This window comes from Serratia sp. 4542, assembly GCF_016805595.1.
Taxonomy (GTDB): domain Bacteria; phylum Pseudomonadota; class Gammaproteobacteria; order Enterobacterales; family Enterobacteriaceae; genus Serratia; species Serratia nevei.
Window position 1 is genome coordinate 186,519 of record NZ_RXKV01000002.1, and the last position, 15,240, is coordinate 201,758.

16 protein-coding genes are annotated in these 15,240 nt (G+C 57.8%); 4 read left to right on the forward strand and 12 right to left on the reverse strand.

The genetic code is table 11. The features are described 5' to 3' along the window. Nucleotides 1-145: 145 nt before the first annotated feature. Complete coding sequence (locus EKL15_RS01940; protein ID WP_100396631.1) at nt 146-1,462, forward strand: hypothetical protein; 1,317 nt, start codon at nt 146-148, stop codon at nt 1,460-1,462. 212 nt (nt 1,463-1,674) lie between these two features. Beyond that, nucleotides 1,675-1,935: a YfhL family 4Fe-4S dicluster ferredoxin gene (locus EKL15_RS01945; RefSeq protein ID WP_100396630.1), complete on the forward strand. Its 261-nt coding sequence runs from the start codon at nt 1,675-1,677 to the stop codon at nt 1,933-1,935. A gap of 45 nt (nt 1,936-1,980) precedes the next feature. On the opposite strand, the gene acpS is transcribed toward EKL15_RS01945, so the two are convergent. The 7 genes from acpS to lepA all read right to left on the reverse strand — a co-directional run bounded on the left by acpS (nt 1,981) and on the right by lepA (nt 8,532). After that, complete coding sequence (gene acpS / locus EKL15_RS01950) at nt 1,981-2,361, reverse strand: holo-ACP synthase (RefSeq protein ID WP_019452319.1); 381 nt, start codon at nt 2,359-2,361, stop codon at nt 1,981-1,983. Then, nucleotides 2,361-3,092: a pyridoxine 5'-phosphate synthase gene (gene pdxJ / locus EKL15_RS01955; RefSeq protein ID WP_047730060.1), complete on the reverse strand. Its 732-nt coding sequence runs from the start codon at nt 3,090-3,092 to the stop codon at nt 2,361-2,363. The genes acpS and pdxJ overlap by 1 nt, the downstream gene beginning before the upstream one ends. A gap of 71 nt (nt 3,093-3,163) precedes the next feature. Next, nucleotides 3,164-3,895, reverse strand: coding sequence for a DNA repair protein RecO (gene recO / locus EKL15_RS01960; protein ID WP_203088701.1), 732 nt, complete (start codon nt 3,893-3,895; stop codon nt 3,164-3,166). 6 nt (nt 3,896-3,901) lie between these two features. Further along, nucleotides 3,902-4,810, reverse strand: a complete 909-nt coding sequence (gene era / locus EKL15_RS01965) for a GTPase Era (RefSeq protein WP_004929162.1) — start codon at nt 4,808-4,810, stop codon at nt 3,902-3,904. After that, the gene (gene rnc / locus EKL15_RS01970; protein WP_004929158.1) at nt 4,807-5,487 is read right to left on the reverse strand and encodes a ribonuclease III; all 681 of its coding nucleotides are present in this window, start codon (nt 5,485-5,487) and stop codon (nt 4,807-4,809) included. Before rnc ends, era begins: the two co-directional genes overlap by 4 nt. A 235-nt stretch (nt 5,488-5,722) precedes the next feature. After that, a complete protein-coding gene (gene lepB, locus EKL15_RS01975) occupies nt 5,723-6,700 on the reverse strand; it encodes a signal peptidase I (protein WP_033644122.1) in 978 nt (325 codons plus the stop codon). A gap of 32 nt (nt 6,701-6,732) precedes the next feature. After that, complete coding sequence (gene lepA / locus EKL15_RS01980) at nt 6,733-8,532, reverse strand: translation elongation factor 4 (protein WP_033635625.1); 1,800 nt, start codon at nt 8,530-8,532, stop codon at nt 6,733-6,735. A 518-nt stretch (nt 8,533-9,050) separates the two neighbouring features. On the opposite strand from lepA, the gene EKL15_RS01985 reads away from it, so the two are divergent. After that, nucleotides 9,051-9,887, forward strand: coding sequence for a hypothetical protein (locus tag EKL15_RS01985; protein ID WP_100396629.1), 837 nt, complete (start codon nt 9,051-9,053; stop codon nt 9,885-9,887). Here EKL15_RS01985 and rseC read toward each other — a convergent pair. Genes rseC through rpoE form a run of 4 tightly spaced genes read right to left on the reverse strand, consistent with a single transcriptional unit; the run spans nt 9,884 to nt 12,575 of the window. Further along, complete coding sequence (gene rseC / locus EKL15_RS01990) at nt 9,884-10,360, reverse strand: SoxR-reducing system protein RseC (RefSeq protein ID WP_004929144.1); 477 nt, start codon at nt 10,358-10,360, stop codon at nt 9,884-9,886. The two genes, EKL15_RS01985 and rseC, sit on opposite strands and share 4 nt — an antisense overlap. Continuing rightward, nucleotides 10,360-11,316 carry a sigma-E factor regulatory protein RseB gene (rseB, locus tag EKL15_RS01995; protein ID WP_025303948.1) on the reverse strand — a complete coding sequence of 319 codons (957 nt, stop codon included), beginning with the start codon at nt 11,314-11,316 and terminating at the stop codon, nt 10,360-10,362. Before rseB ends, rseC begins: the two co-directional genes overlap by 1 nt. Further along, nucleotides 11,316-11,969, reverse strand: coding sequence for an anti-sigma-E factor RseA (gene rseA, locus EKL15_RS02000; RefSeq protein WP_060441113.1), 654 nt, complete (start codon nt 11,967-11,969; stop codon nt 11,316-11,318). The genes rseB and rseA overlap by 1 nt, the downstream gene beginning before the upstream one ends. Before the next feature lie 30 nt (nt 11,970-11,999). After that, nucleotides 12,000-12,575, reverse strand: a complete 576-nt coding sequence (gene rpoE / locus EKL15_RS02005) for an RNA polymerase sigma factor RpoE (protein ID WP_004929136.1) — start codon at nt 12,573-12,575, stop codon at nt 12,000-12,002. A gap of 214 nt (nt 12,576-12,789) precedes the next feature. Here rpoE and nadB point away from each other — a divergent pair, with 214 nt between their 5' ends. Continuing rightward, entirely contained in the window at nt 12,790-14,391 is a 1,602-nt protein-coding gene (gene nadB, locus EKL15_RS02010) for an L-aspartate oxidase (protein ID WP_019452310.1), read from the forward strand. Between the two features lie 38 nt (nt 14,392-14,429). Here the strand turns inward: nadB and EKL15_RS02015 are convergent, their stop codons facing one another. After that, entirely contained in the window at nt 14,430-15,209 is a 780-nt protein-coding gene (locus EKL15_RS02015; protein WP_100396627.1) for a tRNA1(Val) (adenine(37)-N6)-methyltransferase, read from the reverse strand. Nucleotides 15,210-15,240 lie beyond the last annotated feature (31 nt).

Consider the following 15,240-nt stretch of genomic DNA (forward strand, 5'->3'; position numbering starts at 1 on the left):
TACGGATGCTGAGATATTACTTTATTGAGCAAGCTTATTACTTCAACGATACCGGCAAACGCAATATTTATTGCTGACACATTATCTACTAATGTTACAATGTGGACAGTGATTAACTTGATTACGTATAGAAAAGGAATTTATTTTGAAAACCCTCTTAAAATCAACATTATGCTATTTCTTATTCTTACCATTCCTTACCATTGCCAGCGTCGGTTTCTTATCCCCAAGTGGTGTTAATAAAGATTTCGCTGACAAAGTAGATTTTGCAATGATCAATGTTTATAACGCAGACCAACTGCGAGAAAACCTCGTCATTGCCAAAGAGCATAATTTGAAAATTTTCTTGGATCTGGGACCATCCATCAATACAGCCAGAGAGACTAAAGATATTAACGTAAATTATCACGATGGAAACGGCAGTGTTCAAAAAAAAGTGTTCACTCCACAGGAGAAAAATAAACTAAGGAAATTACCTGAACCCGATGAACTAAATACGAGACTAAATCTGTACATTCCTATCATCAAAGAATACCCAGGTACCGTTGCGGCTATCTTTCTTGCTGACGAACCCTATTTAAACGGATTAAATAAAAAAGACCTCGAACTTGTCGCAGAGAAAACGCGGAAAATATTAAACGACAACAATTTAAAAAAAATAAAACTAGGCGTTATCTTTGCCAGTGCAATGTTTGATCGTGATTTTGCAAAAATGATGGATGGAAACTCGTCAAAATACGTTGTCAATATTGATAGTCATTATAAAAGCATTATGGAAAAGAAACCGACTAACGATGAGTTGCAATGGGTTGAAGCGATTAAAGCCAATCGACTGACAACTTATGACTCAGCTGGGAATCTCTATACACAAGGGGGAATTCCTAAAGGGTTCGACATTTACACCTTTGATTTTTATCTCTCGACTATACTGTTAGATAATCTTTATGAAAACGTCATCACTTGGTTGAAAAATAAAAATCTCAGCACCAGCTGTGAAATACTTCAAGAAAAAACCATCAGCCAACTTAGAAATGAACTGAGCTTCTTCAACGATGGGCCGGTTTCAACTTCTAAAAAAGAAATGGATAGCGATCAACATCTGCTAGATGCTTTATATCAATGTCGTATGGAAACGGTCACCAAACTCTTGAAGGCAGAAATAGAGAAAACATCACCTAAGGCAGAAATTATCCTTATTTCTGAATCCAGCAGCAATGGTGCAATGGAATTTGACGCACAGGGAAACATTGAGAAATATCAACCGGAAAAACTGGTGGAACTACGTGTCTTACAAGAAGTACAAAGAGCAAAGAAATTCTATCAAGATAATGCCAACAGCAATGTTTCCGGCATCATGTTTTTCCTATATGCCAATGAATATGATAAGACGATAAAGATTAACATTGGTGGCGCAGCTGGCATGCCAGCGGTATTGAGCGAAATTTACTCTATCAAACAATGATCCGCTAATAAGGGAGCTTCGGCTCCCTTTAATCATGGGGGTTTATATCTAACCAGCAACGTCAGAACACTACAAACGCTGTCACTCTTATCCGCCGACCACGACTCTCTATCCCCCATCGCATCAAATTCAGCAATAGTTGATGAAAAACCTGGTTTAACCGGTATAATCGCCGCTGCGAAAATACCCCTGTTAATAATGAGAGATACGTCATGGCCCTGCTAATCACACGCAAATGCATCAACTGCGACATGTGCGAGCCGGAATGCCCGAACCAGGCGATTTCGATGGGCGATGAGATTTATCAGATCGATACCGATCGCTGCACCGAGTGCGTCGGCCATTATGATACGCCGACCTGCCAGCAGGTTTGCCCGATCGACAATACCATCATCACCGATCCGCAGCATCGCGAGAGCAACGAACAGCTGTGGGACAAGTTCGTGGTGTTGCACCACGCCGATCGCATTTAATCCGTCGCAGGACTGACAAGGGCGCCACAGGCGCCCTTTCTCTTTTCAGCTTTCGACGATCACCGTCGCGCAGGCGTAGCGCCGTTCGTCGGCCAGCGAAACGTGGATCGCGGCGACCCCCATCTCCCCGGCCAGCTCGGCGGCGCGGCCGTGCAAACGAATATTCGGCTTGCCCAACGCATCGTTGAACACTTCGAACTGATTGAACGCCAGGCCGTTGCGAATGCCGGTGCCGAACGCCTTGGCGGCGGCCTCTTTCACGGCGAAACGTTTGGCCAGAAAGCGAATCGGCTGCTGGTGCTGCTGATACAGCGCCCACTCGGCGTCGCTCAGCACGCGGCGTGCCAGACGATCGCCGCTGCGCTCCACCACCGCTTCGATACGCGCCATCTCGACGATGTCGGTACCCAGCCCGAGCACCGCCATTACCGGCGCGCTTCCCGCATCAGCACTTTCATGTCGGCAACTGCGGCCGGCAGCCCGCACATCACCGCCTGGCCGATAATTGCATGGCCGATGTTCAGCTCGTGCATTTCCGGCAGCGCGGCAATCGGCTGCACGTTGTGGTAGGTCAGGCCGTGGCCGGCGTTGACCTTCAGCCCCTTCTCGGCCGCGTAGGCGGCGGCTACCGCGATGCGGCGCAGCTCGGCCTGTACCGCCAGCTCGCCCTGCGCTTCGGCGTAGGCACCGGTGTGGATCTCGATATAAGGAGCGCCCACCGCCACCGCCGCGTCGATCTGGCGATGATCGGGATCGATGAACAGCGAGACCAAAATGCCCGCCTGCGCCAGGCGCTCAACCGCCACGCTCATTTTGTCCAGCTGGCCGGCGACGTCCAGGCCGCCTTCGGTGGTCACTTCTTCACGCTTTTCCGGCACCAGGCAGCAGAAGTGCGGCTTCAGCTCAATGGCGATATCCAGCATCTCGTCGGTCACCGCCATCTCCAGATTCATGCGCGTCTGGATGGTCTGGCGCAGCAGGCGCACGTCGCGGTCGGTGATGTGGCGGCGGTCTTCGCGCAGATGCACGGTAATGCCGTCGGCCCCCGCCTGTTCGGCAATGAATGCCGCCTGAACCGGATCCGGGTATTGGGTTCCGCGCGCGTTACGTAACGTGGCGATGTGATCGATATTGACGCCCAGCAGCAAATCAGCCATGACAACCTCTAAATACGATTTTCAGTGCCAGCAGTTTACACGCGGGCGCAGGGCGGCAAAAGGGGAAAAGGTCAGGCGTCGTCGACCGGCGTATTCGGCTGTTTGCGCACGAACTGGCGGAACAGTTCGCGGCTCTTCAACGGCTTGCCGCCGAGGTAGGGTTTCAGCGCCATACGGGTGAAACGCTTGGCGGCGCGCAGCGTCTCGGCATCGGGAAACTGCCGCTCCGCCAGCGCGCGCAGTTCGCGCCCGGTGAAGCTGTAGTGATCCACCACCAGGCTGGCGATAAAGCCTTTCTCTTCGCGGTAACGATAGGTCATGGCATCATCCACCGGCAGGCCGCTGCCGGCGCAGTGCAGGAAATCGAGGCCGTAGCCCAGGTGATGCAGCAAGGCCAGTTCGAACTGACGCAGCGCCTGTTCCGGCGAGCTGTCTTCCGCCGCCAGCGCCTGCAGGCATTGCAGATAGTCGAAGAACAATACCGAATAGTTGGTTTCCTGCTCCAGCACGCGCGCCAGCAGTTCGTTCACGTACAGGCCGCTGTAAAGCATCATGCCGCTGAGGGGTAAACCGAGGGAGACCGCTTCGGCGTTGCGCAGCGTTTTCACTTCGCCGCGGCCGCCCCAGCGCACTAACAGGGGGGTAAAGGGTTGCAGGCAACCCTTCAGATTGGAGCGGCGGCTGCGCGCGCCTTTCGCCAGCAAGCGCACCCGCCCATGACCTTCGGTAAACAGATCCAGCATCATACTGGTTTCACTGTACGGCCGCCCATGCAGGACGAAAGCGCGCTCCCAGCCGTCCACGGATCGTTACTTCAGATCGTCAACATAGCCCAGGCTGCGCAGCGCACGTTCGTCGTCCGCCCAACCGGATTTCACTTTCACCCACAGCTCGAGATGCACTTTGGCGTCGAACATCTGTTCCATGTCCTGGCGCGCTTCGATGCCGATGGTTTTGATCTTGGCGCCTTTGTTGCCGATGACCATTTTCTTCTGGCCTTCGCGCTCGACCAGGATCAGGCCGTGCACATCGTAGCCGCCGCGATCGTTAGCCACGAACTGTTCGATTTCCACCGTCACCGAATACGGCAGCTCTTCGCCCAGGAAACGCATCAGCTTCTCGCGGATGATCTCGGACGCCATAAAGCGCTGCGAGCGATCGGTGATGTAGTCTTCCGGGAAGTGGTGTTCCGCTTCCGGCAGCAGCTTGCGCACGATGCCGGCGATGGTGTCGACGTTCATCCCTTTCTCGGCGGAGATAGGCACCACGTCGAGGAAGTTCATCTGCTGGCTGAGGAACGCGATGTGCGGCAACAGCTTGGATTTGTCGGTGACGTTATCGACCTTGTTGATCGCCAGCAATACCGGGCAGCGCAGGCTGCGCAGCTTGTTGACCACCATTTCGTCGTCGGCGGTCCAGTTGGTGCCTTCGACCACGAAGATCACCAGTTCGACGTCGCCGATCGAGCTGCTGGCCGCGCGGTTCATCAAGCGGTTGATGGCGCGTTTTTCTTCGATGTGCAGCCCTGGGGTGTCGACGTAGATCGCCTGATAGGCGCCATCGGTGTCGATGCCCATGATGCGGTGACGGGTCGTCTGCGGCTTACGCGACGTAATGGAAACCTTCTGCCCCAGCAGTTGGTTCAGCAACGTCGATTTGCCCACGTTCGGGCGGCCGACGATGGCGATAAACCCGCAGTGTTGTTTTACTTCGCTCATTCAAGCTCCAGCTTTTTCAGCGCTTGTTCCGCTGCCGCCTGCTCGGCTTTACGGCGGCTCGAGCCGGTGCCTACCACGGGCTCGCTCAAACCACTCACCTGGCAGTGGATGGTAAACTCTTGGTCGTGCGCTTCACCGCGAACCTGCACCACCAAATAAGAAGGCAACGGCAGATGACGCCCCTGCAAAAACTCCTGCAAACGGGTTTTCGGGTCTTTCTGCTTATCACCGGGGCTGATTTCGTCCAACCGGCTGCGATACCAGTCCAAAATCAGACGCTCGACGGTCTGGATGTCGCTGTCCAGGAACACGCCGCCGATCAATGCCTCCACCGTATCCGCCAGGATTGACTCGCGGCGGAACCCACCACTTTTCAATTCACCCGGCCCCAGCCGCAGACATTCGCCCAGGTCAAACTCGCGCGCCATCTCCGCCAGCGTGTTGCCGCGCACCAGCGTGGCACGCATGCGGCTCATATCGCCCTCGTCTACGCGAGGAAAGCGGTGATAGAGCGCATTGGCGATGACAAAGCTCAGAATCGAGTCACCCAGAAACTCAAGACGTTCATTGTGTTTACTGCTGGCGCTGCGGTGAGTCAAAGCCTGCAGTAAAAGCTCCTGCTGTTGAAAAGTGTAGCCCAGCTTCCGCTGCAGCCTGTTTATTACGATGGGGTTCATGAGTTACCAATAGATCAAGAATGCGTCAAAAACTTGCAGCATACGGAACAGGCCTGCTTCGCCGAAAGCCGATCCAAAGCTGTTTCGTTTGCAGTGGCTCCCAGCAGGAGCCAACTTTTTATCGCTCGAGAAAGTATTCTACAACGAGTGGAAACATAATGCTGTGTTTATATCCCCTTAATCTTTCACGCCGCAGTAGGCTGCGGCGTGAAATAGACAGAGAATAAGTCAGCGATTAATGAATGCCGCCGATCCGGCTGAAACGCACGCCGGTAGGCCACTCACCTTCCTGCTTTTCAAAGCTCATCCAGATGGCCGTGGCTTTACCCACCAGATTTTTCTCCGGCACAAAGCCCCAGTAGCGGCTGTCCGCGCTGTTGTCGCGGTTGTCGCCCATCATGAAGTAATGCCCGGCCGGCACCACCCACTCCGCCAGCGGTTTGCCCGGCTGTTGGTAGTAAGCGCCCACCTGATCCTGCGTGCCCGGCACGGTCAGGATGCGGTGGGTCACGTTGCCCAGGCTCTCCTGACGCTCGCGCAGACGAATGCCGCCCTGCGGCACGTTGTCGTTCAGCGGGATTTGGTAGAAGCCGTTGCTGGCCTCGCCCATGCCGCTGCGGCTGAACAGCTGCACGAAGTCGCTCGGCTGGGCGTCCGCGTAGGTCACCGCCAGCGCGGTATCGCAGGACTGCCCGCTGTTGCAGGACGGCTGCACCGTAACGCGCTTATTCACCGGATCGTAAGTAATACGATCGCCCGGCAGGCCAATTACGCGCTTGATATAATCGAGCTTCGGATCCAGCGGATATTTAAATACCGCAATATCGCCGCGCTTCGGATGGCCGGTTTCAATGAGCGTGGTCTGGGTAATCGGATCTTTAATGCCGTAGGCATATTTCTCCACCAGAATGAAATCGCCAATCAACAGCGTCGGCATCATTGAGCCGGACGGGATCTGGAACGGTTCGTAAATAAACGAACGCACCACAAAGACCAGCAACAGCACCGGGAACACCGATGCGCCAGTCTCTACCCAACCGGGCTGCTTCGCCACTTTCGCCAGCGTTTTATCGTCTACGGCGCCCGCGGTCTGCTCGTTGACCGCCGCGATCTTCGCGCGGCGGGCCGGCGCCCATTTAAAGCGCTCGAAGCACCAGATGATCCCGGTGACCAGGGTGGCCAACGCCAGGATCAGGGCAAACATATTCGCCATGCAAACTCCCTCGTTTCGCGAACTCGTCGCGGTTACTTGCCGTCTTTACCGACGTGCAGAATGGCCAGGAACGCTTCCTGCGGCAGCTCGACGTTACCGACCTGCTTCATGCGTTTCTTACCGTCTTTCTGTTTCTGCAGCAGCTTTTTCTTACGGCTGACGTCACCGCCGTAGCATTTCGCCAGCACGTTTTTACGCAACTGCTTCACGGTGGAACGCGCGATGATGTGCGTGCCGATCGCCGCCTGAATCGCGATGTCGAACTGCTGACGCGGGATCAGATCTTTCATCTTCTCCACCAGTTCACGGCCGCGATACTGCGAGTTGTCGCGGTGGGTGATCAGCGCCAGCGCATCCACGCGCTCGTTGTTGATCAGCACGTCCACGCGCACCATGTCGGAAGCCTGGAAGCGCTTGAAGTTGTAATCCAGCGACGCATAACCGCGCGACGTGGACTTCAGGCGGTCGAAGAAGTCGAGCACCACTTCCGCCATCGGGATTTCATAGGTCAACGCCACCTGGTTGCCGTGGTAGACCATGTTGGTCTGCACGCCGCGCTTCTCAACGCACAGGGTGATGACGTTGCCCAGGTATTCCTGCGGCATCAGCATGTGGCATTCGGCGATCGGCTCGCGCAGTTCCTGGATATTGTTCAACGGCGGCAGCTTGGACGGGCTGTCGACGTAGATCACTTCTTTGCCGGTGGTTTCCACTTCGTAGACGACCGTCGGCGCGGTGGTGATCAGATCCAGATCGTATTCACGCTCCAGACGCTCCTGAATGATCTCCATGTGCAGCAGGCCGAGGAAGCCGCAGCGGAAGCCGAAGCCCAGCGCGGTGGAGCTTTCCGGCTCGTAGAACAGGGAGGCGTCGTTGAGGCTCAGTTTGCCCAGCGCATCGCGGAAGGATTCATAGTCGTCGGAGCTGATCGGGAACAGACCGGCGTACACCTGCGGCTTCACTTTCTTGAAGCCCGGCAGCGCTTTATCCGCCGGCTGACGCGCCTGCGTCAGGGTATCGCCCACCGGCGCGCCGAGGATGTCTTTGATCGCGCAGACCAGCCAGCCCACTTCGCCGCAGTTCAGCACGTCGCGATCGACCTGCTTCGGCGTGAAGATGCCCAGGCGATCGGCGTTGTACACCTGGCCGGTGCTCATGACCTTGATCTTGTCGCCCTTGCGCAGCGTGCCGTTCTTGACGCGCACCAGAGACACGACGCCCAGGTAGTTATCGAACCAGGAGTCGATGATCAGCGCCTGCAGCGGCGCATCCGGATCGCCCTGCGGCGGCGGGATGTCGCGCACCAGGCGCTCCAGCACCTCGGGCACGCCGACGCCGGTTTTGGCCGAGCAGCGCACCGCATCGGTAGCGTCGATACCGACGATGTCTTCGATTTCCTGTGCGGCGCGATCCGGATCGGCGGCCGGCAGGTCAATCTTGTTCAGTACCGGCACCACTTCCAGATCCATTTCGATCGCGGTGTAGCAGTTGGCCAGCGTCTGGGCTTCTACGCCCTGACCGGCATCCACCACCAACAGCGCGCCTTCGCAGGCCGCCAGCGAGCGGGAAACTTCATAGGAGAAGTCAACGTGGCCGGGGGTGTCGATAAAGTTGAGTTGATAGGTCTGCCCATCCAGCGCCTTATAATCCAGCGTCACGCTCTGCGCTTTGATGGTGATGCCGCGCTCGCGCTCCAGATCCATAGAATCGAGCACCTGCGCGGCCATTTCACGGTCGGACAAGCCACCGCAGATTTGGATAATGCGGTCAGACAGCGTCGACTTACCGTGGTCAATATGGGCAATAATGGAGAAATTTCGTATATGCTTCATTATAAAAGTTTTTCTGCCTTGGTATTTCTGAATTACTCGCCTATAGAAACCCGCATGGACCTAAAGCGACAGTGAATGGGTTAGGCCGTCTTGCACCTGAATCGCTGCATTCTACATGCCACACCACTGAAAACCTAGCGATCGGTGCAGTGAAGGCATTCTATTATGCGCAGCTAAATGTTACAGGGCACCCCGGCGGGTGAAAACAGATGTTAACGCGGACGATACGGCCTGAACCCAAGGCTTGCAGGTGATCCGTGGCCGTCAAACTCCGGCGCTAATACATAACCGGCCGCAGCGCAATAAACCCTCTCCGAAATTATAAGAAAAGAATATTTGGATCAACCTCTTAGAATTCCATTTCGCCCCTCTTCCTTTAGGAAAAACCCCATATACGCCACCACCGCCCCTCGGATAGAAAGGGCATGAACTCCGCGACAAAACATTATTCCGGGCACTACATCGGCAGCCCACCGGGGTTCAGCAGCATATCTGCGTACGTTGATTGGAAGGTGCATATGATCGATAAAGGGCAAATGCTGAGCCGGCACGATTTTTCGAAGGTCAACTGGGGCATTCTGGCGGCGGCGGCGCTGCTGTTTAGCGTGGGAGCCGCGCTGTTGGTGCTGCCGCTGCTGAGCAGCATTGATGAGAGTGAAGTCATCACGCTGTTGCAGGCCGGCGCGGGCACGGTTTTACTCGGCTGTACGCTGCTGGCGCTGCGGCACTATCTGCGCCCGACGCTGACCTATCGCCTGTACGAGCACGGCGTGCGGGTCTTTGACGGCCACCATCACAAAGAGCGCTTCATCCCGTTTGAGAAGATCGGCGACATCTATCGCTTTCGCGGCGGCAAAGCTTTTGGCGGGCTGTTTGACGTCACGGCGTTCCGCGCCGGCGCGGATCAGCCCTGGTGTACGGTTTTCAGCAACGTCGCCCATTCGTGGCGGCTGGCGGACGTGATCGTTGACCAACAGCTGCAGCAGCGCGGGCCGCTGGCATTGAATGCGCTCTATCAGGGGGAAGTGGTGCCGTTTCACACCGTTGAGGGCGACGCACGCTGGCTGTGGCAGCTGCTGCTGGGCAAACGGCAAGGTACGCCGACTGAAACGCTGCGGCTAAGCGCCACCTTGCTGGCCACGGAACGGGGAAACGTGCCGCTCGAGCAGATCCGCGCGGTGGAAAACCATCCGCAGCTCGGCATCCGTTTGCTCGACGGCCAGGGAAATGTGCTGTTCGCGATTAACTACGATTCGCTGCTCAGCGCCGATCTGTTTATCGCGCTGTTGGAGCATATGATCCACAACCGCATCCCCGCCTATCACAACCCGGCGATGACGCGGCCGTCGATTTAAATCAGCGGGGAGTTTTCCGCCTGCATGCGCATCGCGGTAGGCGGCAGCCCAATCTGCAGCACCACCGGCTGGTAATCGGCCTGCTCGCCCAGACGCCGGGCCAACCGGCGCGCCAGCATAAAGGCCGCCCCGCCGCCCAGCACGGCGCCGACTGCCGCCGAGGCGTCGCTGCCGAAACAATATTGCAGCAAGGTGCCGCCCAGCATCATGCCCAGCAGCGGCGTCAGGTAAACCAGCATAGCGGAGCGCAGCAGGCTGCCTTCCGCAATGCCAACTTCGACACGCTGCCCCGGTTCGAGCGGCTGATCGATATGCACCTGCAGCTGATGCTCGGTTTCCGGCACCAGCTCGTTCAACGCGCGCGCGCCGCAGCCGGAGCGCGCGGTACAGCTGCCGCAGCCGGCCTTGGGTTCACAGCGCAGCAGCGCTACGCCCTGTTGCCACGAAACCACCGTGGCCCACTCTTTCATCATTACGGCGATACCTTGAAAGAAATGCTGTCGGCGATGCGTTTGGCCGTAGCCGGCGGCAATTCGCCCACGATAGTGATTTCGTTACCCGCGCGCACTTCGGTCTGAATGGTACGGCGCCCCTGACGGTAGTATTGCTGCCCGGCTCCGCTGCCCGCCGGGCTGACGTTGACCGAGAAGCTGAACAGACCGTCGCTGTAAAGCCGGGATTCGACCGGCACGGCAACGTTCGGCAATTTGCGACGATTGCGCGCCACCTCGTCCACTCCGGCCGGCAGCCAGCCGGTGCTCCAGCTGAGCTGGACGTTTTCCACCGCCGGTAGCGACAGCAGCGGCGGCAGGTTGGCTTTGAGCAGCCCCTGCATCGCGCCCTGCACGTCGGCGCCGACCGCGAAGGAGATCACCCGATATTGCTCCAGCGTTTCGCCGTCGCGATCGAGCAGATCCACCCGCAGCGGCAGCTTGGTGTCCTCGTCCATCCAGACGATGTAGCTGTAGCGGGAACCGTCGCGCGCCACCACGCGCAGCACTTCACACGGCCGATCGGCGATGCGGGTGCTGCCCACGGAGATGAAGTCGTAGTACTTGGCCAGACGGGTGAAATCGGCATAGACGATCGCCGGCAGCGCATCGACGATGTGATCGCCGGTGAGCGTGAACGGCTCCAGGCCAGGCTCGAAGTAGCTGATCCCGCCGCCGCGCTGCAACACCTCGCGGCGCGGGCCGTCCATATGCAACAGCTGGCCGAGCGGCACGTTGCCGATCACCGCATGGCGATAGCGCAACGACTCGATTCCCTGCTTGCTGATGCTGATGTAGGCGAGCTCGTAATTGAGAGAACGGCTGGCGCTGCTCATCTGTTGCAATAACGCCCCGGACGCAGTTGGCTGCGCCGGGGCGATGCTGGAATAGAGCAGGCTGCCCGTCAATAAACAAACGGAGAACCAGATTTGCTTCATTACTGCTGTTGCATTCCTAAAGACTGAGTTCCGGGAACTTGAATGGCAGCCTGTTGCGGGTTGCTTTGTTCAAGCTGCAGCTGATCCGAATGCAGGCGACGTTGCAGTTCATAGTCCTGCAGCATGGCGTTGATACGCTTGCGCTGTTCCTGCACCTGCTGCTGTTGGCCGCTGCCGGTGGAGAAGCTGTCGGCCGGGACGCCCAGGCTGACCGGTGAGGCCTGGCCCATGATCGGCAGCGTGGTGAAGGCCGGCGATTCGGACGCGTTCGATGTCGCAGCAGGTTGGTTATAGTGCTGTACGCCGACGATCACCGCCAGCGACACGCAGGCCGCCATACCGATTTGCGTAATCTGGCTCGCCCAAGGACGCACTTTGTCCCAGAACGGCATTTTCTGCCAGGTGTGAGGCTGCGGCTGAGATTCCTGAACGGCGGAAGGCACCAGCCGGGCGGGTTCTTTCTCAAGTGCAGCGGCTACGCGATCGGCGATGTCGAGATGCATCACTTGCCCGACATCACCTCGCAGTGTGTCACGTATCAGGTGATAGCTCTGCCAGCTTTGTTGAAGCGTTCGATCTTGCGACAGAGAACTCAACAGCTCGCTGTCGAACGATTCACCATCCATCAGAGCGGAAAGCTTTTCTTTCTGCATGCCTAAGTACCCTTCCTGTGCCCGCCATTGCTAACGCTGGATCAGCGGTTGAACTTTATTATCGATAGCTTCCCGGGCGCGGAAAATACGCGAACGTACGGTTCCGACCGGGCAATCCATGATGGCAGCTATCTCTTCGTAGCTTAGACCATCCAACTCCCGCAGGGTAATCGCCATGCGAAGATCCTCAGGGAGCGACTCAATGGTACGGAAAACTATCTGTCTCAGCTCTTCTGACAACATTAAGTTCTCAGGGTTCGAAATTTCTTTCAGTGCGCCCGCACTTTCGTAATTTTCCGCATCGTTAGCGTCCACATCACTGGATGGCGGACGGCGCCCCTGAGCAACCAGATAATTCTTTGCCGTGTTCACGGCGATTCGATACAACCAGGTATAAAAAGCGCTGTCGCCACGGAACGATTCCAGTGCGCGATAGGCCTTGATAAACGACTCCTGCACCACATCGGGCACATCGCCCTGCGGCACATAGCGGGAAACGAGACTCGCCACCTTATGCTGATAGCGCACTACCAGTAGGTTAAACGATTTCTGATCGCCCTTTTGGACCCGCTCGACCAGAACTTGATCCGTTAACTGCTCGCTCATCCGAGGTAAACTCTCCCCAAATCCGTCTCCACGCGTAAAATTGTACTGCCAGCCATACATTATTTTCCTGAGCAAGCACTCGCTTGGAGTTCATATAGAACACGAAGTTCCATATCGCCATTGTTTTTTCTGTTGATGTCGCCCTATCCGTGGCTTTTGCCCGGACAGTTAGGCTAACATGAAATTCACTCTTCTTCTGCACACATCATACGTTATGCAACCATCATCTGAACATGTTAGCGATGTACTGATCGTCGGCAGCGGCGCTGCGGGCCTGTCACTGGCGCTGCGCCTGGCGCAGCATTGCAAGGTTACCGTTCTCAGCAAGGGGCCGCTCAGCGAGGGCGCCACCTTTTACGCCCAGGGCGGGATCGCCGCGGTGTTCGATGAGACGGACAGCATTGCCTCACACGTTGATGACACTTTGATTGCCGGCGCCGGCCTGTGCGACAAAGAGGCCGTCGAATTCATCGCCGGCAACGCGCGCCACTGCGTGCAGTGGCTGATCGATCAGGGCGTGCTGTTCGACACCGAGGTCAACGCGCAGGGCGAGGAGCATTATCACCTCACGCGCGAAGGCGGCCACAGCCATCGCCGCATCCTGCACGCCGCGGATGCTACCGGTAAGGAAGTAGAGACCACGCTGGTGGGGAAAGCAAGCGCTCACCCCAATATTTGCGTGATGGAGCGCCGCAACGCGGTTGACCTTATCACCTCGAACAAAATCGGCCTGCCGGGCACCCGCCGAGTGGTGGGCGCTTACGTCTGGAACCGCGAGCTGGAGCGGGTGGAAACCTACCGCGCCAAAACGGTGGTGTTGGCCACCGGCGGCGCAGCCAAGGTATACCAATACACCACTAACCCGGACATCTCCTCCGGCGACGGCATCGCCATGGCCTGGCGCGCCGGCTGCCGGGTCGCCAACCTGGAGTTCAACCAGTTCCACCCGACCTGCCTGTTCCATCCTCAGGCACGCAACTTCCTGCTGACCGAAGCGCTGCGCGGTGAAGGGGCTTACCTGAAGCGCCCGGACGGCAGCCGCTTTATGCCCGATTTTGACCCGCGCGGCGAACTGGCCCCGCGTGATATCGTCGCCCGCGCCATCGACCATGAAATGAAGCGCCTGGGCGCCGACTGCATGTACCTGGACATCAGCCACAAGCCGGCGGAGTTCATCACCCAGCACTTCCCGATGATCCACGAGAAGCTGCTGACGCTGGGCTTCGATCTGACCCGGCAACCGATCCCGATCGTCCCGGCGGCGCACTACACCTGCGGCGGCGTGATGGTCGATCAGCACGGCCGCACCGATCTCGACGGGCTGTACGCCATCGGCGAGGTCAGCTATACCGGCCTGCACGGCGCCAACCGCATGGCGTCGAATTCGCTGCTGGAGTGCCTGGTGTACGGTTGGTCGGCGGCGGAAGACATTCTGCAGCGCCTGCCGTTCATTCAGCAGGCCAAACAGGTGCCGCACTGGGATGAAAGCCGGGTGGACGATGCGGACGAACGGGTGGTGATTCAGCACAACTGGCACGAGTTGCGGCTGTTCATGTGGGATTACGTCGGCATCGTGCGCACCACCAAGCGGTTGGAACGCGCCCTGCGCCGCATCAACACGCTGCAGGCGGAAATCGACGAGTACTACGCTCACTTCCGCATCTCCAACAACCTGCTGGAGCTGCGCAATCTGGTGCAGGTGGCCGAGCTTATCGTGCGCAGCGCCATGGCGCGCAAAGAGAGCCGCGGCCTGCACTACACGCTGGACTATCCGGATCTGCTGCCGGAAGCGCTGCCGACCATTTTGCAGCCTTAAACTCTGCGACAGGGCGCCTAATCGGCGCCCTTTTCTTTTCAGTAGAACAGGTAGAAGTCGGCGATCAACCGGCGGAAATCGTCGGTATAGCTGCCATCGGCCTGCTTGATCGCCAGCGCCTGCTCCCGCAGCGGCGTTTCCCGCCGCGTCAGCGCCAGCAGCACCCGGTGCAGCGGCGTATCGGCCCGATCGCTGACGTTCACTTTCGCCGCCGTCTGCCAGCCGTTTTGCTGCGCCAGACGTTCGAATTCGGCGCCGATGTCATGCGGCAGCACCACGCAGAACGTTCCCTGTTCCACCAGCAGCTGTGCCGCACAGGCCAACAGCGCATCGTGCGTCAGGGTTTCGGTGTAGCGCGCGTTGTGGCGCGCCTGGTCGCGGCAGGCCACCGCCGGCTCGAAATAAGGCGGATTACTGACGATCAGATCATACTCAGCGGCATGCTGCTGCGCATAATGGTGAATATCCTGCGCATGCACGCGGATGCGCTGCGGCCACGGCGACTCCGCCGCATTTTCGCGCGCCTGGCCGGCGGCGGCTTCATCCAGCTCCACCGCGTCAATGGTCACTTCGTCGCCGCTGCGCTGCGCCAGCATCAGCGCGATCAGCCCGCTGCCGCTGCCGATGTCCAGCACCCGGCGCGCCTGCCCCAGCGGCGCCCAGGCGCCGAGCAGCACCCCGTCGGTGCCCACTTTCATGGCGCAACGATCGTGGGCGACAAAGAATTGTTTAAAGGTAAAACCCCCGCGGCGCGGGGTAAAATCGGCTTTCGATCGCTTGCTCACACTCACCACCTGGCTATAAAACTGGCGTAGCATAAGGCAATCTGATCGACGGGAAAAGAGCGGC

Coding starts and splice junctions, on each gene's coding strand:
- nadB (WP_019452310.1), top strand. CDS start 12,790: ATGCAACCATCATCTGAACATGTTAGCGATGTACTGATCGTCGGCAGC.
- rseB (WP_025303948.1), bottom strand. CDS start 11,316: ATGAAGCAAATCTGGTTCTCCGTTTGTTTATTGACGGGCAGCCTGCTC.
- rseA (WP_060441113.1), bottom strand. CDS start 11,969: ATGCAGAAAGAAAAGCTTTCCGCTCTGATGGATGGTGAATCGTTCGAC.
- rseC (WP_004929144.1), bottom strand. CDS start 10,360: ATGATGAAAGAGTGGGCCACGGTGGTTTCGTGGCAACAGGGCGTAGCG.
- pdxJ (WP_047730060.1), bottom strand. CDS start 3,092: ATGGCTGATTTGCTGCTGGGCGTCAATATCGATCACATCGCCACGTTA.
- lepB (WP_033644122.1), bottom strand. CDS start 6,700: ATGGCGAATATGTTTGCCCTGATCCTGGCGTTGGCCACCCTGGTCACC.
- lepA (WP_033635625.1), bottom strand. CDS start 8,532: ATGAAGCATATACGAAATTTCTCCATTATTGCCCATATTGACCACGGT.
- EKL15_RS02015 (WP_100396627.1), bottom strand. CDS start 15,209: ATGCTACGCCAGTTTTATAGCCAGGTGGTGAGTGTGAGCAAGCGATCG.
- acpS (WP_019452319.1), bottom strand. CDS start 2,361: ATGGCGGTGCTCGGGCTGGGTACCGACATCGTCGAGATGGCGCGTATC.
- EKL15_RS01945 (WP_100396630.1), top strand. CDS start 1,675: ATGGCCCTGCTAATCACACGCAAATGCATCAACTGCGACATGTGCGAG.
- era (WP_004929162.1), bottom strand. CDS start 4,810: ATGAGCGAAGTAAAACAACACTGCGGGTTTATCGCCATCGTCGGCCGC.
- rnc (WP_004929158.1), bottom strand. CDS start 5,487: ATGAACCCCATCGTAATAAACAGGCTGCAGCGGAAGCTGGGCTACACT.
- rpoE (WP_004929136.1), bottom strand. CDS start 12,575: ATGAGCGAGCAGTTAACGGATCAAGTTCTGGTCGAGCGGGTCCAAAAG.
- EKL15_RS01985 (WP_100396629.1), top strand. CDS start 9,051: ATGATCGATAAAGGGCAAATGCTGAGCCGGCACGATTTTTCGAAGGTC.